Raw genomic sequence first — 23,727 nt, forward strand, 5'->3', positions numbered from 1 at the left:
CCGGCCTCGCGGGCGGTTTCACGCGATCCGGTACTCCGCGGCCCGGGCGGGCGCGAGGCGCAGCCCGTGGCCGGGCGCGCCGTCCGCGCCGGGGGTGACGGTGCCGCCGGTGGGGTCGAGGGTGCCGTCGAAGAGCAGCCGCTCGAGCCGGACGTGGTCGTGGAACCACTCCAGGTGGCGGCAGTTGGGGACGGCCGTGGCGGCGTGGGCGTGCAGGTGCGGGGCGCAGTGCGCGGAGACGTCCAGGCCGTGTGCCTCGGCGAGGGCGGCGGCGCGCAGCCAGCCGGTGAGGCCGCCGCAGCGGGTGGCGTCGGCCTGGAGGCAGTCGACGGCGGGCAGCATGCGGGCGAAGTAGGCGAGGTCGTAGCCGTACTCCCCGGCGGTGACGTCGGGCGCGGCGGCGTCGCGGACGGCGCGCAGGCCGGTGAGGTCGTCGGAGGAGACCGGTTCCTCGAACCATGTGACGCCCTCGTCGGCGAGACAGGCGCCGATCCGGACGGCCTGCTTGCGCCGGTAGCCGCCGTTGGCGTCGGTGTACAGCTCGGTCCGGTCGCCGACGGCGGTACGGGCGGCCCGGACCCGTTCGAGGTCGCGCCGCTCCCGGGTCCCCCAGGACTCGCCGATCTTGATCTTGACGCGGGGGATGCCCTGGTCGTCGGTCCAGTGGCGCAGCTGCCGTTCCATGGTGGCCGCCGAGTAGGTCGTGAAGCCTCCGCTACCGTACACCCGCACGGGCCGGGCGGCGCCGCCGAGCAGCCGGGCGAGGGGCAGGCCGAGCAGGTGTCCGCGCAGGTCCCACAGGGCGAGGTCGACGGCGGAGATCGCGCCCGCGACCAGGCCGGGCCGGCCGGTGTTGCGCACCGCGCGGTTCATCGCCTCGTACGCGGCGCTGGTGTCGTGCGGGTCGCGCCCGGTGACCAATGGGGCGAGCTCCTCGCGGATGACCGCGGCGGTGGCGGCTGCGCCGTAGGTCCAGCCGAGGCCGGTGTGCGGGCCGCCGACGGCCTCGGCCAGGATCAGCGTGGTGCTGTCCCAGGCGAGGGTGCCGTCCGCCTCGGGGGCGTCGGTGGGCACGGTGTAGACGTGGACGCCGATCCGTTCGACGGCGGTCATGACGGGGCTCGCAGTCCGGAGCGGGCGCCCGCCGCGAGCAGGCCGGCGGCCCGGTCGACCAGCGCCATGATGGTGAGCGCGGGGTTGGCGCTGCCCTGGGTGGGCAGCACGCTGCCGTCGGTGATCAGCAGGTTGGGCACGGCGAAGGTGCGCAGGCGGTGGTCCACCACGCCGCTCCAGTGGTCGGCGGCCATCCGGCAGCCGCCCACGAGGTGGGCATAGCGGTCGATGGTGATGACCTCGCTCGCGCCGGCCGCGCGCAGGATGTCCTCCATCACCTCGCGGGCGGCGCGGATCAGCCGCCGGTCGTTCTCGCACTGGGAGAAGGCGAACTCTGCGACGGGCAGCCCGTGCCGGTCGGTCTCGGCGGCGAGGGTGACCCGGTTGTCCGGCTGGGGCAGCAGCTCGGCCATCGCGCCGAGGGTGGCCCAGTGCACGTAGTCGGAGAGGTAGGCCCGCAGGTCGGCTCCCCAGTGGCCCTGGGCGACGACGTGCTCGGCCCAGGTGATGGGCAGCGGGGAGATGTTCTGGATGGTGAATCCGCGCTTGTACGGCCGGTCGGGGCCGGTCTCGTAGTACTGCTCGGTGGAGACCTCGGGCGGCGGGGCCTTGTAGGCGCGGATCTCCTCGTCGAAGCGGCCGGAGGTCTGCGGCGCGCCCTGCACCATGACGTAGCGGCCGACCAGGTCGTGCTCGTTGCACAGGCCCTCGGGGAAGCGTGGGCAGGCGGAGTTGAGGAGCAGGCGCGGGGTCTCGATGGCGTACCCGGCGACGGCCACGGTGCGGGCCTGCTGGAGGTGTTCCCGGCCGCCGCGGAGGTAGCGCACGCCGCACGCGAGCCCGTCGGGGCCCAGCTCGACGGCGGTGGCCATGCTGTCGGCGCGGATCTCGGCACCGTGGGCGAGGGCGTCGGGGACGTGGGTGATCAACGGGGAGGCCTTGGCGTTGACCTTGCAGCCCTGGAGGCAGAATCCGCGGTAGATGCAGTGCGGGCGGCGTCCGAAGCGGCCGCTGGTGATGGCGACCGGGCCGACGCGGGCCTGGATGCCGAGGGCCGCGGCGCCGCGCAGGAAGATCTCGCCGTTGCCGCCGACGGGGTGCGGCGGGTGCGGGTAGGGGTGCGGCTCGCCCCACGGCCAGTACTGGCCGGCGACGGGGAGTTCGTACTCCAGCCGCCGGTAGGAGTCGCGCAGGTCGGCGTAGTCGATGGGCCAGTCGGCGCCGACGCCGTCGAGCGCGTGGGTGTGGAAGTCGGAGGGGTGGAAGCGGGGCGCGTACCCGGCGAAGTGGACCATCGAACCGCCCACGCCGCGGCCGGAGTTGTTGGCGCCGAGCGGCACCGGATCGGCGCCGGAGATGACGCGCGGCTCGGTCCAGTACAGGTGGTGGGAGCCGGCCTCGTCGCTGACCCAGTCGGTGAGCGGATCCCAGAAAGGTCCGGCCTCCAGTACGACGACGCTCCAGCCGTGGCGGGCCATCCGCTGGGCGAGGGTGGCGCCGCCGGCGCCGCAGCCGACGATCAGCAGGTCGACCTCGTCCCTGTCGTCGTAGCGGCGCATGTCGCGCAGCAGCGCGTGGTCGAGGCCGCGCCCGTCGCGCGGCAACAGCCAGGCGGAGGAGTTGGTGCGGCGGACCTCGCGTTCGGCGGCGGCGTTGGCCCGGACGGTGGCGGCGGCGGCCCGCAGGCGGGAGTGGCGTCCGGGGTCGGTGGCCGGCGGCGGCGGACGGACGGGTTGGTGGTCGGGCGGCCGGGGCGGGTGGGAGTGGGCGTCGGCGACCTCCCAGGGCTCGCGCAGGCTCGCACCGAGGCGCAGGTAGCCGCGCGGGTGGGCGGGGCCGCCGAAACCGATCTCGTTCCAGGCGGTGGGGTGGGCGTAGTAGGCGGTGCAGGCGTAGCGAGTCCACAGGCTCCAGACGTGCCGGGCGGGCAGGCCGTGCCAGCGCTCGCCGTGCAGTTCCCGGACCCGGCCGACCAGTGCCCGCTGCTGCACCTCGGTGAGGGCGGCGAACGGGCCGTCGGCGTCATCGTCCAGGGCGCGCAGGGTGCGCCGCCAGGCCTCGTCGTCCTCCGGCATGTCGGCGTAGCGCCAGCCGTCGGTCTGCCGCTCGGCGAGCCGGGCGTCGATCATCGGCAGCAGCGGGACGTCCGGGTGGTCGAGCAGCAGGTCCACCAGGGCGCGGGCGGTGGCCTCCTCGGCGGGGGCGAAGAACCGCAGCGGTGGCTGCGGGCCGGTCCGGGCGAGAACGACGGCGGCCGTTTCGCGGTCCCAGTACCGGGGCCTGGGCGAGCACGTCGTAGCCGGGGAAGCGGTTGCGGTCCTCAGGCATCGCGGGACTCCCGGCGCAGTACGGCGGCCAGCAGGCCCATCCCTCCGACCAGGCTCATCAGCAGCGGCGCGAACAGCGGCGGCCCCATCTCGACGTTGTACCGGGCCATCGCCCAGCCGCCGGGCTTCTCGGCGATGCCCCGGACGTGCAGGTACGTGCCCTGGAGGCCGTTGGCGGTGATCGCGGCGGAGGCGAGCGGCAGCAGGGTGCTGGCGGCGCGCGGGTCGAGCGCGCCCGCGACGCCGGCCACCGCGCCCACCGGCCCCAGCCACACCGGCCACCACATCACGCGGTTGCCGAAGCCGGCCCGGTCGTGCTCCAGGTAGATCTCGGCGGCGGTGATCAGCGAGCCGGCGGCGGTGGCCAGGGCGAGCGAGCGCTGGAACCGGCCGGTGCGGATGTTGCGCAGCACCAGGTCAGTGGTTCCCATGTCGGCCTCCGAACGACGGCAGGAGTTCCTGGAGCTTGGCCTTGAACCCCTGGCGGACCATCGCCGCGCGGTCCTCGTCCCCGCGCAGCACGGACGCGGCGGCGGCCTGGATCTGTTCCCAGGTGGCGTGCGGCGGGATCGGCGGCACGGCCGGGTCGGTGCGCAGTTCCAGCAGGAACGGGCGGTCGGCGGCGAGGGCGCGCTGCCACCCGTCGGGCACCTGGCCGGGCTCGTCGGCCCGCTCGGCGGCGAGGCCGAGGGTGGCGGCGAAGCCGGCGTAGTCGACGTCCGGGAGTTCCTGCGAGGGCAGGAAGCTCGGCGCGCCCTCCATGGCCCGCATCTCCCAGGTGACCTGGTTGAGGTCACGGTTGTTGAGCACTGCGACCACGAGGCGCGGATCCTCCCACTGCTGCCAGTACTTGGCGACGGTGATCAGCTCGGCGAGGCCGTTCATCTGCATGGCGCCGTCGCCGACCAGGGCGATCGCGGGCCGGTCCGGGTGGGCGAACTTGGCGCCGATCGCGTACGGCACGCCCGGGCCCATGGTGGCCAGGGTGCCGGACAGCGAGCCGCGCATCGTGCCGCGGAAGCGCAGGTGGCGGGCGTACCAGTTGGCGGCGGAGCCGGAGTCGGCGGTGACCATGGCGTCGTCGGGCAACAGGTGGTCGAGGGCGTGCACGGCGTACTCGGGGTTGATCGGGTCCGCCTCGACCCCGGCCCGCCGTTCCATGACCTCCCACCAGCGCTCGGTGTTGTCGCAGACGGTGTTCTGCCAGGTGCGGTCCTCCTTGCGGATCAGCAGCGGCAGCAGCGCGTCGAGCGTGCCGGCCGCGTCGCCCACCAGGTTGACCTCGTACGGGTAGCGCAGCCCCACCATGAACGGGTCGAGGTCGATCTGCACGCCCCTGGCCTGCCCGAATTCGGGCAGGAACTGGGTGTACGGGAAGCTGGAGCCCACGGTGAGCAGGGTGTCGCAGTCGCGCATCAGCTCGTACGAGGGGCGGGTGCCGAGCAGGCCGATCGCCCCGGTGACGTAGGGCAGGACGTCGGGCAGCGCGTCCTTGCCGAGCAGTGCCTTCGCGACGCCGGCGCCGAGGAGTTCGGCGGTCTGCTGGACCTGCCGCCGGGCGTTGCGGGCGCCTTGGCCGACCAGCATCGCGACCCTGCTGCCGGAGTTGAGCACGTCGGCGGCCCGGCGCAGCTCGGTCTCGTCGGGGAGGACCGTCCAGCGCGGGCTGCCCAGGCTGGACGGCACCATCTTGAAGGCGTGCTGCGGCGGGCTGTAGTCGAGCTCCTGGACGTCGGCGGGGACGATGACGGCGGTGACGGTGCGGCGGGCGGCGGCGGTGCGCATGGCCCGGTCGAGCACGTTGGGCAGTTGCTCGGGGACGGTCACCATCTGGCAGTACTCGGCGGCGACGTCCTTGAACAGGCCGAGCAGGTCGACTTCCTGCTGGTAGGAACCGCCCATGGCGCTGCGGTCGGTCTGGCCGACCACCGCCACCACCGGGACATGGTCGAGCTTGGCGTCGTACAGCCCGTTGAGCAGGTGGATCGCGCCCGGTCCGGAGGTCGCCGCGCAGACCGCGGTGCGGCCGGAGAACTTGGCGTAGCCGACGGCCTCGAACGCGGCCATCTCCTCGTGCCGGGCCTGGACGAAGACCGGATGGTTGTCGGCCCGGCCCCAGGCCGAGAGCAGCCCGTTGATGCCGTCGCCGGGGTAGCCGAAGACGTACTCGACGTCCCAGGCTCGCAGTCGCTCCAGGATGTGGTCGGAAACCTTCGGGGACACGGTGCTCCTCCTTCACGCCGACGGCCCCCCGCAGCGCGGCTATCCGCTGCGGCGGGCCGGAAACACCCGGCGGGAGGGAGAGTTCAGTCCGGTTCCTCCGGTTCGTCGACCCAGCCCGGGGCGTCGCGGTCCTCGAGCTGCTCGCGCAGCCGGGTCAGGGTCGCGGTGAGCAGTCGGGAGACGTGCATCTGGGAGACGCCGATCCGCGTGGCGATCTCGGACTGGGTCCAGCCGTCCCAGAAGCGGAGCTTGAGGACGGTCTGCTCGCGCTCGGGCAGCTGGGCGAGCAATGGGCGTACGGCGGTGCGGAAGTCGGCGAGTTCGATGCCGGGATCACAGCTGCCGAGGCGGTCGAGCATCGCGCTGCCGCTGTCGTCGCTGTCCTGGTCGCGCAGCGCGTCCAGCGAGTTGGGGCGGTAGACCCGGCCGGCGACCAGCCCTTCGGAGGCCTGCTCGACGGTGAGGTGCAGGTACTCGGCGATCTCCCCGGTCTGCGGGAGGCGGCCGAGTTCCTGCTCCAGCCGGTCGGAGCCGCGGGCGACCATCAGGTACAGCTCCTGCATGCTGCGCGGCACGCGGACCGGCCACGAGGTGTCGCGGAAGAACCGCTTGATCTCGCCGGCGATGGTGGGGATGGCATAGGTGACGAACTCGACGCCGCGCCGCGGGTCGTAACCGTCGACGGCCTTGATCAGGCCGATCGTGCCGACCTGGAGGATGTCGTCCATGTCCTCGGCGCGGTGCCGGAAGCGACCCGCGATGAATCGGACCAGCGGCATGTTGAGTTCGATGATCGTGCCGCGGACGTAGCTGTAGGCGTGCGTCTCGCGGCCGAGGCCGGCCAGGCGCTCGAACAGCGCGTCGCTGAGTTCGCGCGCCTCGGACTTGCCCATGGCCCGCAGCTCGGCCTCGGTCGGCCGCGGGGGCAGGTCGGGCGGGAGGCCGGGCGGCGCGGTGCCGGCCTGGTCGGCATGGTGAACGGTTTCCGGAGCGGTGGACACTTGCTTTCTCCTGGGCATCGGGGTGAGCGCCCCGCATCGCGGCGAACTCGCGCTCGCGCGTCGTGGGCTTCGTCCCCCAGGACCTGTGCCCGGCTTCTTCAAGCGAAGATCCCGGCGGCACCCGGTGGTGGGTGCGGGAGCGACTGGCGTGACATCCATGGCCGCTGCAATCTGGTTCTACCCGGACATACGACTTTAAATTCGTGTTTCACCGATTTATTACGATTTCTCCGGGTAGGCGAGCTCGCGCAGCAACCTCCGCCAGGAAGGAGGGGCGGCCATGCCCCGAGGATCCAGCCCCAAGCGGGAGCGCCAGTACGAGCACATCAAGGAGAGCGCGCTCGACCGGGGCGAGAGCGAGAAGCGGGCCAAGGAGATCGCCGCCCGGACGGTGAACAAGGAACGCGCCCGGCACGGCGAGTCGAAGAGCGCGAGCCGCACCTCCACCCGCGACATGTCCTCAGGCCGGCGCGGCGGGCAGCGTTCGCACAAGGGAGCCGAGGGCCCGTCCTACGACCAGCTGTACAACGAGGCCAAGCACCGCAACATCAAGGGCCGTTCGAAGATGAACAAGCGCGAACTCGCGAACGCGCTCGGTCGCTGAGCGTGCCCCCGTCCCCGATGACCAAGATGACCAAGGTGCCCCCGATGACGAAGGTGCCACCATGACGATTCCGACACCCCCGGATCCGGACACCGAGCCGGTCCCCCACCCCAATCCGGCGCCGCGCCCCGGAGAGGGCCCCGCTCCGGTGCCGCGCGCCCATCCCGCCGTTCCCGGAGCCCGAGCCCTTCCCGGACCCGGATCCGGCACCGCCTCCGGAGCCCCACCCGGGGCAGCAGTGAGGCTGCCGGCCGTCAGCGCCATCAGCGCAGGCGGCCGCGGTGGTCGAGCGGAGACGGCACTTCCAGCCATACCAGCTTTCCCTCGCCCTCGGGCAGGGATCCCCAGGCGCGGGCGAGCCGGTCCACCACCCGCAGGCCGTGCCCGCCCGGCCGCCCCGGGTCGGCGTGCGGGCGCAACCGCGGAGGCACCGGGCTGGCGTCCGCGACCTCCACGCGCAGACGGTGGCCGTTCCAGCTCAGCCGCAGCTCGCGCGGGCCACCGGGTGCGTACAGGCACGCGTTGGTGACCAGTTCCGAGACCATGAGCAGGACGTCCTCCGTGACGGCCTGCTGTTCGTCGTCGGCGGCGGGCAGCCAGTGCCACGACCGCAGGGCCTCCCGGCTGAACTCGCGGCTGCGCTGCACTGCGCCCTCGCTGCCTCCGAGTGCGAGCCGCCTGGTCTGTTCGGGCCCCGGCATCCGGCCGGGGACGGGCAGCGGGCTCTTCCCGGGAAGCTGCATGACGGGCCTCCTCACGCGGGCTCGTTGGGAGGGGCGTCGCCGTGGGGATCCGGCGCCGGATCCGGCGCCTTCAGCGCCGAGCCGAGATCGGGATGGATCCGCAACACGGCGTCGGCGCCGGTGACCGCGAACAGCCGCGCCACGACGGGACGCGGGCCGGCGATCTCCAGCCGGACTCCGGCCGTCTCGGTGTCGAGGCGTGCCCGCAGCAGGATGTTGAGGCCCGTCGAGTCGCAGAACTGCAGGGCCCCGAGGTCGACCACGATCCGTTCCAGGCCGTCGTCCGCGGGCCGGGCGAGCGCGGCGCGCAGCCCGTCCGCCGTGTCGTGGTCCAGTTCGCCGGCCAGGGTGAGGATCCGCACCGGCCCCTCGCGCTCCACCGTGACGCGCAGGCCGCGCTCCCCCCTGCTGGCGGTGGAGTCCTCGGCTGGCCCTGGCATGGCAGGCTCCCGGTGCGCTCGGAACGGCGACATGCCGTCCCGACCATCATGCAGCGCCGCACGTCGGGTCGCGCGGACGGCCGGAACATCGGAAACCGTCCCGGGCGCGACCGGGCACACCACCTGCTCGTCGTCCATGCCTCCGCGTTTGCCCGGCGCGGGGGCGGCTACACGCATGGACGGGTGCGAGGCGGAGGCGATCACCATGACGACCCCGGACGCCGGCCGCGGCGGTCCCGATCCGCGGCCGCGGATCGGCCGGCAGGAGTCACCCGAGGAGCGGGCCGACCGGCGCTGGACCGATCTGCTCCAGGAGGTGCGGGTCGCCCAGACCGGCTCGCAGATCCTCTTCGGATTCCTGCTGAGCGTGGTCTTCATGCCCCGGTTCACCGAACTCGGCGACTTCGACCGCGGGCTGTACGTGGCCACCGTCGTCCTGGGCGCTCTCGCCACCGGTGCGCTGACCGCCCCGGTCGCCTATCACCGGGTCTTCGCCGGGCGCCGCCGCAAGCCCCAACTCGTGAATGCCGCAGCACGGTTGGTCGCGACGGGCCTGATACTGCTGGCACTCACCATCGGATCGGCCCTGCTTCTCCTGCTGCGGGTTGCGACGGATTCGGCGGCCGCCGGATGGATCGCCGGGGCGGTCATGCTCTGGTTCGTCTGCTGCTGGCTGGTGCTCCCGGTCCAGCACCTGCGCCGCCAGAACGGCCGGTCGGACCGGCCTCCCGCCGAACCCGGCGACGACGCCCCCGTCCAACTCCCCCGACGTTTCGGCGAAGGCCGCCCGGAAAGACGCCCGCCATGACGTTCCGTGCGCGTTCGACACCCCGGACGGTGGTGATCACCGGCGCCAGCGCCGGGGTCGGCCGGGCCTGCGTCCGGGCCTTCGCCACCGAGGGCAACCGCCTCGTGCTGGTCGCCCGCGGAGCGGCCGGGCTGCGTGCCGCCTCCGCCGAGGCCGAGACGGCCGGATCACCGGTGCGCACGATCGTGGCCGACGTCGCGGACCCGCAGGCCTGCGAGGCGGTCGCGGCCCGTGCCGAGGCGGAGTTCGGGCCGGTCGACGTCTGGGTCAACGACGCCTTCGTCTCGGTCTTCGCACCGTTCACCGAGATCAGCCCGGAGGAGTTCCGCCGCGTCACCGAGGTCACCTACCTCGGTTACGTCAACGCCACCCGGGCCGCGCTGGCCCGGATGCTGCCGCGCGACCACGGCACCATCGTGCAGGTCGGCTCGGCGATCGCCTACCGGGGCATCCCGCTGCAGACCGCGTACAGCGGCGCCAAGCACGCCCTCCAGGGCTGGCACGAGGCGCTGCGCTGCGAGCTGCTGGCCGCCCGATCGGGCGTGCGGGTCACCATGGTGCAGCTGCCGGCGGTCAACACCCCGCAGTTCGACTGGGTGCTCAACCGGCTGCGCGGCCGGGCCCGGCCCGTCCCGCCGGTCCACCAGCCGGAGATCGCCGCCCGCGCGGTGCGGTACGCGGCCGACCACCCCGGGCGCCGGGAGTACTGGGTGGGCGCCAGCACCGCCGCCACACTGCTCGCCAACGCCGTCGCGCCCGGGCTGCTCGACCGCTACCTCGCCCGCACGGGGATCGACGCCCAACAGGAGGGGCTGGCCCAGCGCACGGAGGACCGGTCCAATCTCTGGGCACCGCTCGACACCGGCGAGGACCACGGCGCGCACGGCCGCTTCGACGCCGAGGCCCGCGAACGGAGCCTCCAGTTGTGGGCCTCCCAGCACCACGGCCTGCTCGTGGCCGGCACCGCGGGCGTGCTCGGCGCGGCGGCCGGTGCGCTGGCCCGGGGGCGGTGAGCCGCGATGTGCAGGCCGAGTGCCCCGCCGATCGTGCCCACCCTCGGCGTGGAGGAGGAGTTCCTGCTGGTCGACCGGCAGGACCGACTGCCCGCCGAGCGCGCGCCGCAGGTCATCGCGGACGCCGCGGCCGTCCTGGGCGACCAGGTCCAGGCCGAGTTCTTCCCCGTCCAGGTCGAGGTGTGCAGCCATCCCGCCGCGCGGCTCGACGAGCTGCGCGCCGACCTCGCCCGCCTGCGCTCGGTGGTCGCCGCCGCCGCGGCCGACGCGGGCTGCCTGCTGGTGGCCTCCGGCACTCCCGTACTCTCCGGTCCCGGTCCCGGCCGCATCACCGACGACCCGCGCTACCGGCGGATGGCGGCCCGCTACGCGGGCGTGCTCGACGGCTACGACGGCGCGCTGTGCGGCTGCCACGTGCACCTGGGCGCCGAGGGACGCGGCCTGGCGCTGGCCTTGGGCAACCACCTGAGGCCGTGGCTACCGGTGGTCCAGGCGCTCGCCGTCAACTCCCCGTTCACGGCGGGCCGCGACAGCGGCTTCGCCAGCTGGCGAACCGTGCAGTGGTCGCGCTGGCCCACCGTCGGCCCGGCCCCGGTCCTGGACGAGGAGCAGTACGAGGCACTCGCGGACGCCCTGGTTGAGTGCGGGGTCCTGCTCGACCGCCGGATGATCTACTGGTACGCCCGCCCGTCCGAGCACGTCCCGACGCTGGAGGTGCGGATCGCCGACGTCAACGCGGACCTGGAGACGGTCGTTCTGCTCGCCGCGCTGCTGCGCGGACTGGCCGCCGTCCTGCTCGGGGAGATCCGGGCCGGCCGGTCGGCCCCCGCGCTCCCGTCCGGCCTGGTCGGCGCCGCCCACTGGCAGGCCGCCCGCACCGGCCTCTCAGGCGTCGGCGTCGATCCGCTCACCGGCCGCCGCGCCCCGATGGCCGAACTCGCCGACCGGCTCGTCGAACGGGCGGCCCCCGGGCTGGCCGCGGCCGGCGACCTCGCCGCCGTCGAGTCCGGGCTCGCCCGCCTGCACCGTCTCGGCACCGGTGCCACCCGGCAGCGGCGTGCCTACCGCCGGCACGGGCGACTCACCGCCGTGGTCGACGAACTCGCCGCCGTCACCGCCGCGGTGCCCTGACCGAAAGGCCTGCCCGAGCCATGGAACCGGTGGAAGCGCTGCGGCGGATCGCCTTCCTGCTGGAGTGGAACGGGGCCTCGCCCTACCGGGTCCGGGCATTCCACACGGCGGCCGAGGCGGTCCACGTCCTGCCGCCCGGTCCGGTCGACGCCGTCCGGGCCCGAAGCCTGCGGGGGGTCGGCCCGGTCACCGCCGAGGTGATCGCGCAGGCATCGGCCGGCGGAACGCCGTCCTACCTGGCCCGGCTGGAGGCGGCGGCGGGGCCCGCCGCGCGGTCCGGGTGGGAGCTGCTCGCCGCGGCGAAGGGCGACTGCCACCTGCACTCCGACTGGTCCGACGGCGGCCACCCGTTCGAGGAGATGGCCGAGGCCGCCCGCGCGCTCGGGCACCGCTGGGCCGTGCTCACCGACCACTCGCCCCGGCTCACGATCGCCCACGGTCTCAGCGCCGAACGGCTGCGGCTCCAGCTCGACGCGGTCGCGGCCTACAATGCCCGGACCGGGTCCTTCCGGCTCCTGTCCGGGATCGAGTGCGACATCCTGGAGGACGGCCACCTCGACCAGGAGGCGGAACTGCTCGGGCGGCTCGACGTGGTGGTGGCCTCGGTCCACTCCAAGCTGCGCTCGGAGCCGGAACCGATGACCGCCCGGATGGTGGCGGCGGTGCGCAACCCGCAGACGAACGTCCTCGGGCACTGCACCGGCCGGATCGTCACCGGTCGCGGCAGGCCGCAGTCCCGCTTCGACGCCGAGGCCGTCTTCACGGCCTGCGCCGAGACCGGGACGGCGGTGGAGATCAACTGCCGCCCCGAGCGCCGCGACCCGCCCGACGACCTGCTGGGCCTGGCGGCCGAAGCGGGTTGCCTGTTCGCCGTCGACACCGACGCCCACGCGCCCGGGCAACTGCAGTGGCACACGTCCGGGTACGCCCGCGCGGCCCGGTTCGGCCTCGGCCCCGAGCGGGTGGTCACCACCTGGCCGCGCGACCGGCTGCTGGCGTGGGCGGGCCGGGCCGGCGCCCGCGGCTGATCACGGACCCGGCCACCGGGCGGAATCCGTGCCGGACGTTTGCCGGTGCTCCGGGCGGACACACGCCCGGGCGTCGGACTCCCCGGATCGGAGGAAGGTGCGCCGATGCGCGGCAGGAGCGTGCTGGCCGGACGTACGGCTCTGGTGACCGGGTCCTCCCGCGGACTCGGCCTGCTGATCGCGGAGGAACTCGCGACCCGCGGCTGCCGGGTGATGCTCTGCGGCCGGGACGAGCTCGCACTGGAACGGGCCCTCCGGCGGCTGCGCGACCGCCCCGGCGAGGTGGCCGCGACGGCCTGCGACCTGATGGACCCGCAGGCGCCGAACCGCCTGCTCACGGCGGTACGGGACCGTTTCCACGCGGACGTGGACCTGCTGGTCAACAACGCCGGCCTGATCCAGGTGGGCCCGGTCGCGGCGATGCAGGAACAGGACTTCCGTCGGGCCCACGAGCTGATGGCGATGGCGCCGCTGCGACTCGTCCAGGCGGTGCTGCCCTCGATGCGGGCCCGCGGCGCCGGCTCGATCGTCATGATCAGCTCGATCGGAGGCCGGCTCCCGGCGCCGCACCTGCTGCCGTACGTGGCCGCCAAGTTCGCCCTGACCGGCCTCTCCGAAGGGCTCGGCGCGGAGCTGTCGCAGTACGGGATCCGGGTCACCACCGTCCTGCCGGGGCTGATGCGCACCGGTTCGCACACCGCCGCCGAGTTCGCCGGGCAGGCCGGGAGCGAGTACGCCTGGTTCGCCGCCACCGCGTCGCTGCCGCTGGTGTCGATGGACGCCGGGCGGGCCGCCCGCCGGATCGTCCGAGCGGTCGAGGACGGCCGCCGCGAGCTCGTGCTGACGCCCCTCGCCAGGGCGGCCGTGCTGGCCCACGGGATCGCCCCGGCCACCACGGACCGCGTGCTCGCGCTGACGGCCCGACTGCTCCCGCCGGCCGGGGGCGCCCCCGAGCACGGCGTACCCGGCGTCCGGGCGGCCGCCCGACACCGGCCCGGTGGTCCGGTCCACCGGCTCACCGCCTTCGGGCGCCGGGCCGGCCGGGCCCACAACGAGCCGACGGCGTCCTGACGGTCTCCGGCAGGGCGGCAACGGCGCAACCGACGGCGGACTTCCCCTGGCCGGGGCATGAAACCAAGGATCCCGGGCAGACGCCGCCCAGCGACGAGAGGAGTGCACACGATGGGTACCGCCGACAAGATGCGCAACGTCGCCGAGAAGGCCCTAGGGAAGGCCAAGGAGACCGCCGGACGGGCCACGGGAGACCGCACGATCGAATCCGAGGGACGGGGCAAGCAGATCAAGAGCGATCTGAAGCAGGCCGCGGAGAAGGTCAAGGACGCGGGGAAGCACTGATCCGACGCCCGGTGGCCGTTCTGTCGAACGGCCACCGCGCGACCACGCCTTCCCTGCTCCCGACTTGAGGAGACGAGCCCATGAGCAACCAGGACGAGCACGTGCCGAAGGACCCGCCGGTCGCCGTCGAGACGCCCGAGTCCCGGATGACCGGTGAGGGCGGACCGCCGCCCGAACACGAGGAGGAGAAGGGGCCGGAGGACGGCCCGGAGTACGAGACGACCGAACCCGCCCACGAGCCGGAGCCGCACGAGCCGCCGGACTGACCCGGCCGGGCCGATCATCACAGTTTCCTGCGCCCCGCTGCGACGAACGGGTGGTCCGGCGCGGCGATCCCGCGCGCGGCGGCGTTGCGCGCGGGACGCGGTCGCCGGCCGGACGGTACACCTGGGGCCGCTCGCCACGGCGGCGGGCTGCCCTTGCGGCCGAGACGGGGGGTGATGCGATGCGGACGGCAATCGAACTCCTGCTCTGGTGGGGGCTGTTGCTGCTGCTCAACACGGTGCTGATCAGCTCGGCGACGCCGCTGGAGATGGCGGTCGGCGGCGGTGTCGCCCTGCTCGCGGCGGTGGGCGCCGTCGCGGTCCGGCGCGCGTCCGGGGCGACGCCCGGCGGTCCGGCCCGGCTGGCGCAGGCGCTCCGGACGTTCCCGTGGACCCTGCTGGCCGACACCGGACGGCTGACGCTCGCCGTACTGTCGCCGCGGCACCGGCGAGGCAGCGGATTCCGCACCGTCCAACTCGCGGCCGACACCGGTGCGGCCTGGGCCGGTGCGCTGCTGTCGTCGACGCCCGGCGCATACGTCGTCTCCGCCGAGGACGGCACGCTGACCGTGCACGCGCTCGGCGGCGGCGAAATCTCCTCGCTGGAGCGCGCGTTGACGGACGGCACCCGGTGAACGCCTGGCTGCTCGCGGCGGCCGTCCTCGCCGTCGGCGGGCTCGGCCCGTGCCTGCTGCGCGGGCTGCGCGGCGAGCCGCAGGAGCGCCTGGCCGGGCTCAACCTCGCCGCGACGGTGGCCTCCACCGTCCTCCTCCTGCTCGCCCAGGGCTTCAGCCGCACCTCGTACACCGACCTGGCCCTCGACCTCGCCGTGCTCGCCCCCGCCGGGACGCTGGTGTTCACCCGCTTCCTCGCCGGCAAGGAGCACTGATGGACCGTCACGTCGTCGCGCTGGTCCTGCTGTGCGCGGGCACGGCCGCCCTGCTGCTCGCCGCCGCCGGGCTCGTCGTGCTCCCGGGCCCGTACCTGCGGCTGCACGCCCTCTCCCCCGCGGCCACCCTCGGCGCGCCGCTGGTCGCGCTCGCCCTCGCCGTCGACACCGGACCGGGCCGGGCGGCCGCCAAGCTGCTGGTGATCGGCCTGCTGCTGGCGGCCGGCGGCACGGTCACCACGATGGCCGTCGCCCGGGCGACCGTCCGTGCCGGACGGGAGACGCGCCGGTGACCGACACCCTGATCGTGATCGCCCTGCTGCTCACCGCCGTCACCGCGACCACCGCCGCGCTCACCCGCGACCCGGTCCGGCAGGCCGCCGTCCTCGTCCTGCTCGGGCTCTGCCTGGCCGTGCTGTTCACCGTGCTCCAGGCGCCCGACGTCGCGCTCTCCCAACTCGGTGTCGGCAGCGCGATCACGCCGCTGCTCATCCTGCTGACCGTCCGCCGGGTGCGTCGCGAAGAGCACCCCGACGACCGCCCGGACCGTTCCGCGTGAGCCGGACCGCCCGGCTCCGGCTCTTCCTGACCGCCGCCGCCGTCCTCGCCGCCGGGCTGATCGCCGCCGCCGGAGAGCTGCCCGGCTTCGGCGGACCCCAACACCCGTACGGGGAGCGCGCGGTGGCGGCGGGACTGGCCCAGCGGACCGCCAACATCGTGTCCTCCGTCAACTTCGACCAGCGGGCCTTCGACACGCTCGGCGAGGAGTCGATCCTGTTCGCCTCGGTGCTTGGCGCGGGCATGCTGCTGCGCCTCGCCCGGGACGAGCGCAAGCGCCGGCCCGCCGCCGAACCCGTCCTGCCCACCACCCGGCTGTTCGGCGCCACGCTGCTGCCCATCACCCTGCTGACCGGCGGATACCTGGTGGCACACGGCCAGTTGAGCCCCGGCGGCGGCTTCCAGGGCGGTGTCGTGCTGGCCACCGCGCTGCACCTGGCCTACGTCGCCGCCGACTACCTGGTGCTCAAGCGCATCCGTCCGCTGGCCGTGCTGGACGTGGCGGACGCCCTCGCCGCCGGTGCCTTCGCCGCGCTCGGACTGATCGGCCTCGCCTCCGGCGCCGGCTACCTCGCCAACACCCTGCCGCTCGGCACCTTCAACCAGCTCTCCTCCAGCGGGCTGGTGGCGGTGGTCAACGCCACCGTCGGGGTGGAGGTCGGCTCGGGCGTGGTGGTGCTGCTGGCGCACTTCCTGGACCAGGCCGTGGAGGTCGTCCCGCGAAGGAGGAGCCGTTGAGCGTCCTGCCCTACCTGGTGGCCGGGTGGATCCTGCTCGCCGGACTGTACGGCCTCGTCACCAGCCGCGACCTGGTGCAGGCGGTCGGCTGCCTGGCCGTCGCGCAGTCCTCCACGTACGTGCTGCTGCTCGCGGTCGGCTACCGCCGGGACGCCACGGCACCGGTCTTCTCCGACCTGCCACCCGGTTCCCCGGTCGTGGACCCGGTGGTCCAGGCCCTGGCGCTCACCGACATCGTCGTCGGCGCGACCGTCACCGCGCTGCTCCTCTCCCTCGTGATCCAACTGCGCAAGCGCCACGGCACGGTGGACCCGGAGGAACTCACCGGGCTGCGGGGGTGACGCTTGGTGAACACCGACGATCTGCTGCCGCTGGCGGTCGCGATCCCGCTGCTGGGCGCGGCCGTCCTGGCCATCGCCGGCCGGTGGCTGCCCCGCTTCGGCCGCGACGCGCTCGCCACCGCCTGGGCCGCCGCCGACGTCGCCTGCCTGGCGCTGCTGTGGGCACGGACGAGCCCGGACGGCCGGGCGGTGTCCTGGCTCGGCGGCTGGGTTCCGCACGACGGCCACAGCGTCGGCATCGTCCTGGTCGCCGACCGCCTCGGCAGCGGACTGGCACTGGTCGCCGCCGTCCTGGTCCTGGCCGTGCTCTGCTACGCCTGGCGGTACTTCGACGAACCGTCGGGCGAGCACGGCGGCATGTTCCCCGCCCTGCTCCTGCTCTTCGAGGCCGGCATGTGCGGATTCGCACTCACCGGCGACCTCTTCGACGCCTTCGTCTTCTTCGAGCTGATGGGCGCCGTCGCCTACGCAGTGACCGGCTACCGGATCGAGGATCCGCGCCCGCTGCACGGCGCACTCGCCTTCGGCCTCGTCAACTCGGCCGCCGCCTACCTCTCCCTGCTCGGCATCGGACTGCTCTACGCCCGGACCGGGGAGCTCGGCCTCGCCCAGATCGGGGCCGCCCTGGACGAACGGGCCGCCGCCGGACACGGTCGGGACGCCCTGGTGGTCGTCGCGTTCGTCCTGGTCCTGGCCGGCCCGCTGGTGAAGGCGGCGACGGCCCCCTTCCACTTCTGGCTGCCGGACGCGCACGCGGTGGCGCCCAGCCCGGTGTGCATGCTGCTGTCCGGGGTGATGGTCGAGCTGGGCGTCTACGGCGTCGCGCGGATCCACCGGATCGTGTTCGCCGGCACGGGCGGGCTGCCGGACACCGTCGTCCGCGACACCCTGCTGGCCGCAGGAGTCCTGACCGCCCTCATCGGAGGCGTGATGTGCTGGCAGCAGCGGCACCTGAAACGGATGCTGGCCTTCTCCACCGTCGGCCACGTCGGCCTCTTCCTGATCGGCTCGGCCCTGCTCACCCCGGCCGGCCTGGCCGGTGCGGCGGTGTACGTGGCCGGCCACGCGGGCGCCAAGGCAGCCCTGTTCGGCCTCACCGGCGTCCTGCTCGACCGGTACGGCTCGGTGGACGAGCACGGACTGTACGGCCGGGCCCGCGAACTCCGGCTGCCCGGGCTGCTGTTCGTCCTCGGCGGGCTCGCCCTGGCCGGGCTGCCACCACTCGGCACCGGGCTCGGCAAGGCCATCACCGAGGAGGCCGCTGGACACGAACTCGGCTGGCTCCCAGCGGTGTTCGTCCTGGTGTCCGCGCTCACGGGCGGCGCGGTGCTGCGCGCGGGCCTGCGAGTCTTCGGCGGGGTCGGCACCCCGCCGACCGAGCACCCAGAGGTGGCCGCGACCACCGGCGAGGGCGAGGAACCCGAGATCCGCGAACCGGGCCGCCGGCTGCCCGCACCGATGCTCCTCGTGCCCGGACTCCTGCTGGCCGGCTGCCTGGCCATCGGCGTCCTGCCGGGGGTGGGGCGGGCACTCGCGGCGGGGGCGGCGGCCTTCACCGACCGCGCCGACTACCTCGCCGACGTCCTCGGGCAGCCGGGGCGTCGACAGCCCGGGGCGCCCGCCGCCATCGTGCCAAAGGCGTGGTGGACGGCCTCCGGAGTCGCCCTCGGCCTGCTCTCCGCCCTGCTGGCCGCCGGCCTCGCCACCGCCGCCGTCCGCCGCGACCCCAGGCGCGGCACGGGCGGGCTGTACCGGGCGACCGTCCTGCCGCTGCGCCGCCTGCACTCCGGACTGCTCGGCGACTACGTGGCATGGCTCACGGTGGGCCTGGCACTCCTGCTGGCCGCGATCGGCGCGCAGCTGTGACCGCGACCGCTTCCCACAACCCCGCCCGGGCAGCCGCGCGGGACCGGACGACGTCCGGCCGACGCCGAGGAGGAGGCCCGTGCAACTGAACGGCACCGGACCGGACCGGCGGCACCGGCCGCTCGGCAGCCGCCGGCCCAGGGTGATGCCACCCCGGGCGCGCCCCGGCGCGGCCACGGACCGGGTGCCGCCCGGGCTGCGGACCGCCGCCGGGTACACCTGGCGGCTGGTCCTGCTAGGAGTGGCCGCCTACCTGGCCGTCACCATTCTCACCCAGCTCGAACTGCCGGTCATCGCGCTGTTCCTGGCGCTGGTCATCACCTCCGTGCTGCGGCCGGCCGTCGACCTGCTGGCCCGGGTGCTGCCCCGCTCGCTCGCCGTCCTGCTCGCCTTTCTCCTCAGCATCGCGGTCGTCGGCGGTGTCCTCGCACTGGTGGGGACGACCGTCGCCGACGAGTGGAGCCGCCTGGGCACCGAGCTGCGCGGAGGCCTCGGCCGGATCGACCACTGGCTCACCGGCGCCCCCTTCCACCTGCGGCCCGGCACCGTCACCGACCTGCGGGCGAAGATCGGCGCGTTCATCTCCGCCCACCGGTCGACGCTGATCAGCACCGCGCTCAGCGGGGCGAGCCGGGCCGTCGAGCTGGTCACCGGGCTGGCCCTCGCGGTGTTCTGCTCGGTGTTCTTCCTGCACTCCGGCGACCGGATGTGGCACTGGGCGCAGCGGCAACTCCCGGCCCGGGGGCGGCCGGTCTGGTACCGCGCGGGGCGTGCCGCGTGGCGCACGTTCGCGGGCTACACCCGCGGGGTGCTGATCGTCGCGGCGACCAACGCCGTCCTGGTCGGCATCGCGCTCGCCCTCCTGGGGGTGCCGCTGGTGCTGCCGCTGACGGTGCTGGAGTTCGTCGCGACCCTCATCCCGCTGGTCGGCTCCCCGATCGCCCTGGCCATCGCCGCGCTGGTCGCGCTGGCGGCGCGCGGGCCGGTGATCGCCCTGGTGGTGCTCGGACTGATCGTCGTCATCGGCCAGATCGAGGGCCACCTGCTGCACCCGCTGGTGCTGGGCTGGTCGGTGCGGATCCACCCGGTGGTGATCGCCCTGTCGGTGACCGGCGGCGCCGTCCTGGCCGGCGTCCTGGGCGCGGTGGTGGCCGTACCGGTGGTGTCGGTGGCCTGGGCGGTGATCAGCGAACTGCGGGACCACGGCACGCGGACGCGCGCGGGGGCACGGGCTTCGGCGCGCGAGTGACCGCTCGACCGGCGGGACGAGACGGTACGGGCCCGGCGCGGGCGGCCCCGCTCACTCGCCACCGGCCGGGCCCGCGGTGCGCGGCGGGTCCGACGCGAAGGCGATGCACTCGACGTCGATCTGGTCGGCGAGGCGGCCGAGCGCACCGGCCAGGGCGCGGACGGTCTCCGGGTCGAAGTCCGTCGCCCCGTCCTCGTCGTCCGCCAGGTCGACCCAGCTGATCGCCACCCGGCGGAGCATCGTGGTGACCTCCGCGGCGGGGATGAGCACGCCGCCGCTGTGCGGGAAGAGCACGGGGACGTTCACCTGGATCACGGCATGCCTCCTGCCCTCGGCGTCACCCCCTTCCTCCCAGCGTCTCCCCGCTCGGGCCGAATGGACAAGAGGGCTCAGCCGGCCTTGCCTCCTCGTTCGTCGTCGACGATCTCGGCGTCCACGACCTCCTCGTCGGCCGCGGCACCGGGCCCGCCGGACGGGCCCGTCCCGTCGCCCCCGGCGGACGCCTGGCCGTAGATGGCCTGGCCGAGCTTCTGGCTGACCCGGGCGAGCCGGTCGCTCGCCTCCCGGATCGCGGCGCCGTCCTCGCCTTTGAGCTTCTCCTTCAGCTCCGCCACGGCCGTCTCCACCTCGCCGCGCACGTCCCCCGGGACCTTGTCCTGGTTGTCGCGGAGGAACGCCTCCGTCGAGTAGACGAGCTGCTCGGCGGTGTTACGGGTCTCGGCCGCCTCCTTGCGCTGCCGGTCCTCCTCAGCGTGCTGCTCGGCCTCGTGGACCATGCGGTCGATGTCGTCCTTCGGCAGCGCCGAGCCCCCGGTGACGGTCATCTTCTGCTCCCGGCCGGTGCCGAGGTCCTTGGCCGCGACGTGCATGATGCCGTTGGCGTCGATGTCGAAGGTGACCTCGATCTGCGGGACCCCGCGCGGCGCCGGTGCCAGGCCGGTCAGCTCGAACATGCCGAGCTTCTTGTTGTACGCGGCGATCTCGCGCTCGCCCTGGTAGACCTGGATCTGCACGGACGGCTGGTTGTCCTCGGCCGTGGTGAAGACCTCCGACCGGCGGGTGGGGATCGTGGTGTTGCGCTCGATCAGCTTGGTCATGATGCCGCCCTTGGTCTCGATGCCGAGGGACAGCGGGGTGACGTCGAGCAGCAGGACGTCCTTGACCTCGCCCTTCAGGACACCGGCCTGGAGGGAGGCGCCGATGGCGACGACCTCGTCCGGGTTGACGCCCTTGTGCGGGTCCTTGCCGGTGAGCTCCTTCACCAGCTCGGTGACGGCCGGCATCCGGGTCGAGCCGCCGACCATGATCACGTGGTCGATGTCCGAGAGCTTGATCTTCGCGTCCTTCACCGCCTGGTGGAACGGCGACTTGCAGCGCTCCAGCAGGTCGGCCGTGAGCTGCTGGAACTGCGCACGGCTGAGCTTCTCGTCCAGGTGCAGCGGGCCCTCGGCGGAGGCCGTGATGTAGGGCAGGTTGATCGTCGTCTCCGTCGCCGCCGACAGCTCCACCTTGGCCCGCTCGGCGGCCTCGCGCAGACGCTGGACGGCCATCTTGTCCTTGGACAGGTCGATGCCGTAGCCGTTCGCGAACTGCTTGACCAGGTGGTCGACGACCCGCTGGTCCCAGTCGTCGCCGCCCAGGTGGGTGTCGCCGTTGGTCGCCTTGACCTCGACGACGCCCTCGCCGATCTCCAGCAGGGAGACGTCGAAGGTGCCGCCGCCGAGGTCGAAGACCAGCACGGTCTGGTCGTTCTCCTTGTCCAGCCCGTAGGCGAGGGCGGCGGCGGTCGGCTCGTTGATGATCCGCAGCACCCTGAGCCCGGCGATCTCACCGGCCTCCTTGGTCGCGGTGCGCTGCGCGTCGTTGAAGTAGGCGGGCACCGTGATCACGGCGTCCGTCACGTTCTCGCCCAGGTACGACTCCGCGTCCCGCTTGAGCTTCTGGAGCACCCGGGCCGAGATCTCCTGCGCGGTGTAGCGCTTGCCCTCGACGTCCCCGCTCTCCGGGAAGTGCCAGCTGCTCTCGCCCATGTGCCGCTTGACCGACCGGGCGGTGCGCTCGACGTTGGTGACCGCCTGGCGCTTGGCCACCTCGCCGACGAGCACCTCCCCGCCCTTCGCGAAGGCGACGACGGACGGTGTGGTCCGTGCGCCCTCGGTGTTCGTGATGACGCTAGGCTCGCCGCCCTCCAGGACGGAGACCACCGAGTTCGTCGTGCCCAGGTCTATCCCGACTGCGCGTGTCATCTCCGGCCTCCTGGTCCTCCCCCCTCCTCCGGCAGGACCCCCCGGCGGCTTTCGCCTCCACTTCAGGCGTAGGACCTGATCGAGGCGCCGTCAAGCGAGAGGGCCGCACGCCGCCGCGGGCCTGGGTGCTTCGATCACGAAGGCCAAGGGCGCGGTCGCGCCGATCGGGGGGACCCGAAGCGCGGACCGCGCCCGTGTCGGCGGCGCCGTGGCCGCGGGCGGACGGCAACAGAGCCCGACGGGTGCCCCGGGTTCGGCGGTCGCGGCCGAGCACGGATAATCGTGGCCGAGATCGTGCGCGTGGTGGAGGAACAGCGGTGAGCGGTGTGCCCGTCGAGGAGAGCCTGGACTACCGGCGGTTGCTGGACGCGGCGGCAGCGGCCGCGCTGGCGACGGCGGGTCAGGGGCGTGTCGCCGACTACATCCCGGCGCTCGCCGCGGCCGATCCGGAGGCGTTCGGGATGGCCGTGGCGACGGTCGACGGCGAGCTGTACGGGGTCGGGGACTGGGAGCGCCCGTTCTCCATCCAGAGCGTGTCCAAGCTCTTCAGCCTGGCGCTCGCGCTGGCGCACGGCGGGGACGCCCTGTGGCGCGGGGTGGGCCGGGAGCCGTCCGGCAACCCGTTCAACTCGCTGGTGCAGCTGGAGACCGAGCACGGCATCCCGCGCAACCCGTTCATCAACGCGGGCGCGCTGGTGGTCACCGACCGACTGCAGAGCCTGACGGGCGACGCCTCCGGGGCCGTCCGCGAGTTCCTCCGGCGGGAGTCCGGCAACCCGCTGCTCGACACCGATCCGGTGGTGGCCGCCTCGGAGGCCGAGCACGGCCACCGCAACGCCGCACTGGCCCACTTCATCGCCAGCCACGGCAACCTGGAGAACCCCGTCGAGACCGTGCTCGACCACTACTACGCGCACTGCGCGATCGCCGCCAGCTGCCGCGACCTGGTCCTCGCCGGCTCCTTCCTGGCCCGCTACGGCGTGCGCACCGACGGCACCCGGCTGATGTCGCGCAGCGAGGCCAAGCGCGTCAACGCCGTCCTGCTCACCTGCGGCACCTACGACGCCGCCGGCGACTTCGCCTTCCGGGTCGGTCTGCCGGGCAAGAGCGGCGTGGGCGGCGGCATCCTCGCCATACTGCCCGGCCGGGCCGCGGTCTGCGCCTGGGGCCCGCGCCTGGACCAGGCCGGCAACTCGGTGGCGGCGGTCACCGCCCTGGACACGCTGACCACGCTGTCGGGCTGCTCGATCTTCTGAGGCCTGCCGAGAAGCGGTGGCAGCCCGGCCGACTCCTCACGGGTTGGTCACGATGCGCCAGGCGACGCGCTTGCGCGCGGCGCTGCCGCCCGCGGCGTGGAGCGCGTTCTCGACCAGCTTGACCTGCTCCCGGACGGCCTTGGCCCAGGCCTGCTCGCGGACGTAGGCACCGATCGTCTCGGCGTCGTCGGCGCGCTGCGGTGTGCCGAGCAGGGCCGTCCGCAGCGCCTTCAGACCTGCCTGCAGGGCGATGACCTGGGCGTCCAGGTGGAGGCGGAGCATGCAGGCCAGTTCCAGCGGATGGCGGTGGAACACCTGCTCGTGACGCCAGCGCGCCGGCGCGAGGTCGAACAGCCAGTCCTTGGCCGACTGCTCGAACCCCGGGCACCCGGGCTGGCGCACGGCTCCGGGCCAGCGGACGGCCGACGGCCGGGCAGCCGCTGTCTCGGGAACTCCGTCGGACGGTGTGTAGAGGGTCATGGTTCAGCACCCCTCGTGCCATGGGGCGGGCCCTCTGGTCCTCCAGCGGCCACT

The 23,727-nt window shown here is 73.9% G+C and carries 27 protein-coding genes; 17 read left to right on the forward strand and 10 right to left on the reverse strand.

Translation table 11 applies throughout. The features are described 5' to 3' along the window. Positions 1 to 18: 18 nt before the first annotated feature. The 5 genes from F7Q99_RS32850 to F7Q99_RS32870 all read right to left on the reverse strand — a co-directional run bounded on the left by F7Q99_RS32850 (position 19) and on the right by F7Q99_RS32870 (position 6,664). On the reverse strand, positions 19 to 1,113 hold the full coding sequence (locus tag F7Q99_RS32850; RefSeq protein ID WP_153468485.1) for an enolase C-terminal domain-like protein: 1,095 nt from the start codon (positions 1,111 to 1,113) through the stop codon (positions 19 to 21). Then, positions 1,110 to 3,437, reverse strand: a complete 2,328-nt coding sequence (locus tag F7Q99_RS32855) for a GMC family oxidoreductase (RefSeq protein ID WP_326847481.1) — start codon at positions 3,435 to 3,437, stop codon at positions 1,110 to 1,112. Before F7Q99_RS32855 ends, F7Q99_RS32850 begins: the two co-directional genes overlap by 4 nt. After that, on the reverse strand, positions 3,434 to 3,871 hold the full coding sequence (locus tag F7Q99_RS32860; protein WP_153468491.1) for a hypothetical protein: 438 nt from the start codon (positions 3,869 to 3,871) through the stop codon (positions 3,434 to 3,436). Before F7Q99_RS32860 ends, F7Q99_RS32855 begins: the two co-directional genes overlap by 4 nt. Next, the gene (locus F7Q99_RS32865; protein WP_326847421.1) at positions 3,858 to 5,663 is read right to left on the reverse strand and encodes a thiamine pyrophosphate-requiring protein; all 1,806 of its coding nucleotides are present in this window, start codon (positions 5,661 to 5,663) and stop codon (positions 3,858 to 3,860) included. The genes F7Q99_RS32860 and F7Q99_RS32865 overlap by 14 nt, the downstream gene beginning before the upstream one ends. An 83-nt stretch (positions 5,664 to 5,746) precedes the next feature. Further along, entirely contained in the window at positions 5,747 to 6,664 is a 918-nt protein-coding gene (locus F7Q99_RS32870; RefSeq protein ID WP_326847422.1) for a SigB/SigF/SigG family RNA polymerase sigma factor, read from the reverse strand. Between the two features lie 280 nt (positions 6,665 to 6,944). Between F7Q99_RS32870 and F7Q99_RS32875 the strand changes: the two genes are divergently transcribed. Next, entirely contained in the window at positions 6,945 to 7,268 is a 324-nt protein-coding gene (locus F7Q99_RS32875) for a plasmid stabilization protein (RefSeq protein ID WP_153468498.1), read from the forward strand. Positions 7,269 to 7,531: 263 nt separating this feature from the next. On the opposite strand, the gene F7Q99_RS32880 is transcribed toward F7Q99_RS32875, so the two are convergent. Continuing rightward, positions 7,532 to 8,011: an ATP-binding protein gene (locus F7Q99_RS32880; RefSeq protein WP_153468501.1), complete on the reverse strand. Its 480-nt coding sequence runs from the start codon at positions 8,009 to 8,011 to the stop codon at positions 7,532 to 7,534. 11 nt (positions 8,012 to 8,022) lie between these two features. Beyond that, on the reverse strand, positions 8,023 to 8,451 hold the full coding sequence (locus F7Q99_RS32885; protein WP_153468503.1) for an STAS domain-containing protein: 429 nt from the start codon (positions 8,449 to 8,451) through the stop codon (positions 8,023 to 8,025). A gap of 205 nt (positions 8,452 to 8,656) precedes the next feature. Here F7Q99_RS32885 and F7Q99_RS32890 point away from each other — a divergent pair, with 205 nt between their 5' ends. The 15 genes from F7Q99_RS32890 to F7Q99_RS32960 all read left to right on the forward strand — a co-directional run bounded on the left by F7Q99_RS32890 (position 8,657) and on the right by F7Q99_RS32960 (position 19,691). Further along, entirely contained in the window at positions 8,657 to 9,259 is a 603-nt protein-coding gene (locus F7Q99_RS32890; RefSeq protein WP_153468506.1) for a DUF6328 family protein, read from the forward strand. Next, positions 9,256 to 10,272, forward strand: a complete 1,017-nt coding sequence (locus F7Q99_RS32895; protein ID WP_153468508.1) for an SDR family oxidoreductase — start codon at positions 9,256 to 9,258, stop codon at positions 10,270 to 10,272. The genes F7Q99_RS32890 and F7Q99_RS32895 overlap by 4 nt, the downstream gene beginning before the upstream one ends. A gap of 6 nt (positions 10,273 to 10,278) precedes the next feature. Then, positions 10,279 to 11,403, forward strand: a complete 1,125-nt coding sequence (locus F7Q99_RS32900; protein WP_153468511.1) for a carboxylate-amine ligase — start codon at positions 10,279 to 10,281, stop codon at positions 11,401 to 11,403. Between the two features lie 20 nt (positions 11,404 to 11,423). Further along, a complete protein-coding gene (locus tag F7Q99_RS32905) occupies positions 11,424 to 12,431 on the forward strand; it encodes a PHP domain-containing protein (RefSeq protein ID WP_153468515.1) in 1,008 nt (335 codons plus the stop codon). 105 nt (positions 12,432 to 12,536) lie between these two features. Next, positions 12,537 to 13,502, forward strand: a complete 966-nt coding sequence (locus F7Q99_RS32910; RefSeq protein ID WP_153468517.1) for an SDR family NAD(P)-dependent oxidoreductase — start codon at positions 12,537 to 12,539, stop codon at positions 13,500 to 13,502. A gap of 111 nt (positions 13,503 to 13,613) precedes the next feature. Then, on the forward strand, positions 13,614 to 13,787 hold the full coding sequence (locus tag F7Q99_RS32915) for a CsbD family protein (protein WP_153468520.1): 174 nt from the start codon (positions 13,614 to 13,616) through the stop codon (positions 13,785 to 13,787). An 80-nt stretch (positions 13,788 to 13,867) separates the two neighbouring features. Next, positions 13,868 to 14,053, forward strand: a complete 186-nt coding sequence (locus F7Q99_RS32920; protein ID WP_153468523.1) for a hypothetical protein — start codon at positions 13,868 to 13,870, stop codon at positions 14,051 to 14,053. A 179-nt stretch (positions 14,054 to 14,232) separates the two neighbouring features. Then, positions 14,233 to 14,685 carry a Na+/H+ antiporter subunit E gene (locus tag F7Q99_RS32925; RefSeq protein ID WP_153468526.1) on the forward strand — a complete coding sequence of 151 codons (453 nt, stop codon included), beginning with the start codon at positions 14,233 to 14,235 and terminating at the stop codon, positions 14,683 to 14,685. Further along, positions 14,682 to 14,939, forward strand: a complete 258-nt coding sequence (locus F7Q99_RS43455) for a monovalent cation/H+ antiporter complex subunit F (RefSeq protein ID WP_326847423.1) — start codon at positions 14,682 to 14,684, stop codon at positions 14,937 to 14,939. The genes F7Q99_RS32925 and F7Q99_RS43455 overlap by 4 nt, the downstream gene beginning before the upstream one ends. Beyond that, entirely contained in the window at positions 14,939 to 15,232 is a 294-nt protein-coding gene (locus tag F7Q99_RS32935) for a cation:proton antiporter (RefSeq protein WP_153468529.1), read from the forward strand. The genes F7Q99_RS43455 and F7Q99_RS32935 overlap by 1 nt, the downstream gene beginning before the upstream one ends. Then, on the forward strand, positions 15,229 to 15,498 hold the full coding sequence (locus F7Q99_RS32940) for a Na(+)/H(+) antiporter subunit B (RefSeq protein WP_326847424.1): 270 nt from the start codon (positions 15,229 to 15,231) through the stop codon (positions 15,496 to 15,498). Before F7Q99_RS32935 ends, F7Q99_RS32940 begins: the two co-directional genes overlap by 4 nt. Next, positions 15,495 to 16,235, forward strand: coding sequence for an MnhB domain-containing protein (locus F7Q99_RS32945; protein ID WP_326847425.1), 741 nt, complete (start codon positions 15,495 to 15,497; stop codon positions 16,233 to 16,235). Before F7Q99_RS32940 ends, F7Q99_RS32945 begins: the two co-directional genes overlap by 4 nt. Then, positions 16,232 to 16,576, forward strand: a complete 345-nt coding sequence (locus F7Q99_RS32950; protein ID WP_153468531.1) for a sodium:proton antiporter — start codon at positions 16,232 to 16,234, stop codon at positions 16,574 to 16,576. Before F7Q99_RS32945 ends, F7Q99_RS32950 begins: the two co-directional genes overlap by 4 nt. A gap of 6 nt (positions 16,577 to 16,582) precedes the next feature. Beyond that, positions 16,583 to 18,442: a complex I subunit 5 family protein gene (locus F7Q99_RS32955; RefSeq protein WP_326847426.1), complete on the forward strand. Its 1,860-nt coding sequence runs from the start codon at positions 16,583 to 16,585 to the stop codon at positions 18,440 to 18,442. Between the two features lie 79 nt (positions 18,443 to 18,521). Further along, positions 18,522 to 19,691: an AI-2E family transporter gene (locus F7Q99_RS32960; protein ID WP_326847427.1), complete on the forward strand. Its 1,170-nt coding sequence runs from the start codon at positions 18,522 to 18,524 to the stop codon at positions 19,689 to 19,691. A 51-nt stretch (positions 19,692 to 19,742) separates the two neighbouring features. Here F7Q99_RS32960 and F7Q99_RS42860 read toward each other — a convergent pair whose 3' ends face one another. Next, entirely contained in the window at positions 19,743 to 20,006 is a 264-nt protein-coding gene (locus tag F7Q99_RS42860; RefSeq protein WP_195911358.1) for a DUF6213 family protein, read from the reverse strand. Positions 20,007 to 20,080: 74 nt separating this feature from the next. After that, entirely contained in the window at positions 20,081 to 21,937 is a 1,857-nt protein-coding gene (gene dnaK, locus F7Q99_RS32970) for a molecular chaperone DnaK (RefSeq protein ID WP_153468536.1), read from the reverse strand. 344 nt (positions 21,938 to 22,281) lie between these two features. Between dnaK and F7Q99_RS32975 the strand changes: the two genes are divergently transcribed. Beyond that, the gene (locus F7Q99_RS32975; RefSeq protein WP_153469497.1) at positions 22,282 to 23,193 is read left to right on the forward strand and encodes a glutaminase; all 912 of its coding nucleotides are present in this window, start codon (positions 22,282 to 22,284) and stop codon (positions 23,191 to 23,193) included. Positions 23,194 to 23,229: 36 nt separating this feature from the next. Here the strand turns inward: F7Q99_RS32975 and F7Q99_RS32980 are convergent, their stop codons facing one another. Then, complete coding sequence (locus F7Q99_RS32980) at positions 23,230 to 23,673, reverse strand: hypothetical protein (protein ID WP_230211122.1); 444 nt, start codon at positions 23,671 to 23,673, stop codon at positions 23,230 to 23,232. Between the last annotated feature and the right edge of the window lie 54 nt (positions 23,674 to 23,727).

This window comes from Streptomyces kaniharaensis, from assembly GCF_009569385.1.
Classification (GTDB): Bacteria; Actinomycetota; Actinomycetes; order Streptomycetales; family Streptomycetaceae; genus Kitasatospora; species Kitasatospora kaniharaensis.